The following is a 2,087-nucleotide window of genomic DNA, read 5'->3' on the forward strand; positions in this document are numbered from 1 at the left end:
GGGATGTAGCGCAGTTGGTAGCGCACTACGTTCGGGACGTAGGGGTCGGGCGTTCGAGTCGCCTCATCCCGACAACGCAAGGTTGTCAATCGCAGGAGTTGGCCCTGCAACCGCTTAAAACAAGCTGGCAATAAGTTCCTGACAGTCAGCACGTTGTAAAGCATGGTGGTCGAGTAATCGGCCACCTTTTCTTTTTGGCGTTCACGAAATTTTTGGCGTGTTTTTGGCGTGATAACATTATTTAACGAGCTATCGCCCCATTTATACTGAAGTGAATTGTGTTAGTTTGCAAAATGATAGGCAAACAGATTTGATTTAATAATGCTCTTGGCGCTTGATTCTCACCTTGCTTCATTAGCGAACGGGGCGCTCATTCAACGACAGAAGACACATATAAATTGTCTACCGAAAGGTGATGAATCTTCAAGACGGTGAAAATCAATATATTAGCAAATATTACAATAATTGTTACAATTAAACATAAAAATCAAAGTTAAATAATGGTAAGCAGATTGAAGTAATTCCTGCCTGGAAGTTGTTGTTTGAATGACGGAGCAGTGAGTTTTATACCCATGCACGCTGCCTTGAACTTCATCAACTCACTGGAACGAATACCTCAGACCATCGAGCAGTACAAGGAAAAGAACGTCGTACTTGCCAAGGACATTCCGCTTTTGAAAGAGATTGCTAGTAAGCAGTGGAAGAAAGAAGATGAACTGAAAGGCTTGAAGTCCGAATTGGCTGCACTTGACCGAAAGATTCAACTGGAGTTGGCGAAAGAGAATCAGCCAAAGGAAGGAGAACTGCAAGAGCAAGTAGCCAATAGCGATGTTGCAACTGATGTAACCTATCGACAAGATTCCCAAAGGAAGGGGATGCGTCCTTGAAATACATCCTAAAGGACAGCAGGAAAGGCAGAACATATTCGATAACTTTATAATCGTATAGGGTAAATTGACTAAATCGCCAAAAAAGTTAGTGATTTAGTCAATTTTCTTTAGTAAAGTCTCGTCGTTTCAATAAAAATGGCTACCTTTGCAAAAATATTAAATTCGTAATTTTTGTTTGGAAGTGGTTGTTTAAATAACGGAAATCATGGAAACAGAAAAGAAGCCGTCCGGGAGTCTTTATAAGAAATCTCAGACGGCTTTGTTTTAATTAATCATAAGGGGTGATGTGAATTCACTGATTTCATTCAAACCTGTCCTTATGAGCATATTAATGTTATTCTAAGACATTAATATAATCGGTATCTTCTTTATAAGTTAGCGCGGGTACGAAATATTTTTTTAAGTCTTTCCATTCGCACTTACCATTAAGAATACCTAAAAGGAAATCTTTTAATTCTTGAACACAGAAATCCCCATACATTCTTGCTCGTTCCGATATTGAAACGATTGCGACAAAAGACTGGGCATCTGCATGCAATTCAGAGTCAAGACCATTTTTGAAATCGATATCTATTTCATTATTCAAGAAACGATAAATCCATTGAGTCACGTTATTATCTCCTTGAAAACGTTTCATATAGTAACTATATGTTTTGGCCTTGTTCCCGTCCTTTATAAGCACATCATTATTAAAAGGACTAAGGGCTGCTCTAAATCGAACTTTAGAATTTGACTCTAGAAAGGCGTTTATATTATTTCTACAAATCCTACGGTCTTCCAAAGAATCCTTCTTTTCACTAAAAACAGCACAATACCATGAATTTCCGATACTAATAAGAGTTTGATAGTTCATTTTATTATTTCTTTATTCCTTACTCTATCTTAGGCTTTTCAGGAACCGCCTTGTTAATGTTCTCGTTTTGTAAGATTGCGATGCAAAGATACGGCGGTTTTTCTGGGGGAACAAACGATTTACATGAAGGGTGGAATGGCTTACATGAAGGGTGAGGGATGAAGAAAATTTTGCCTTTATGTAAGCAGAAAGGCTATTCATGTAAGTCGTTAGGCGAAGTGTTTGTTTGCTTTTAATTTTGTATGTGGCGACGGACAGAATTTAAATCTGTCTGTGTGTCATAAAATTGTTAACAAAAGAAATGAAAAGCAAATGAACAATGATGAACTTCTGGAATTTGTTGA

At 37.9% G+C, this 2,087-nt stretch carries 1 protein-coding gene, 1 tRNA gene and 1 pseudogene; 2 read left to right on the forward strand and 1 reads right to left on the reverse strand.

Translation table 11 applies throughout. The features are described 5' to 3' along the window. Both IKG78_RS12670 and IKG78_RS12675 read left to right on the forward strand, forming a co-directional pair. A tRNA-Pro gene (locus tag IKG78_RS12670) sits at nucleotides 1–72 on the forward strand. Between the two features lie 473 nt (nucleotides 73–545). Continuing rightward, nucleotides 546–776, forward strand: a pseudogene (locus tag IKG78_RS12675) (hypothetical protein); the annotation flags it as partial. Nucleotides 777–1,224: 448 nt separating this feature from the next. On the opposite strand, the gene IKG78_RS12680 reads toward IKG78_RS12675, so the two are convergent. After that, nucleotides 1,225–1,743, reverse strand: coding sequence for a hypothetical protein (locus tag IKG78_RS12680; RefSeq protein WP_290944023.1), 519 nt, complete (start codon nucleotides 1,741–1,743; stop codon nucleotides 1,225–1,227). Between the last annotated feature and the right edge of the window lie 344 nt (nucleotides 1,744–2,087).

Source organism: Fibrobacter sp., from assembly GCF_017545445.1.
In the GTDB taxonomy this organism is placed as follows: Bacteria; Fibrobacterota; Fibrobacteria; order Fibrobacterales; family Fibrobacteraceae; genus Fibrobacter.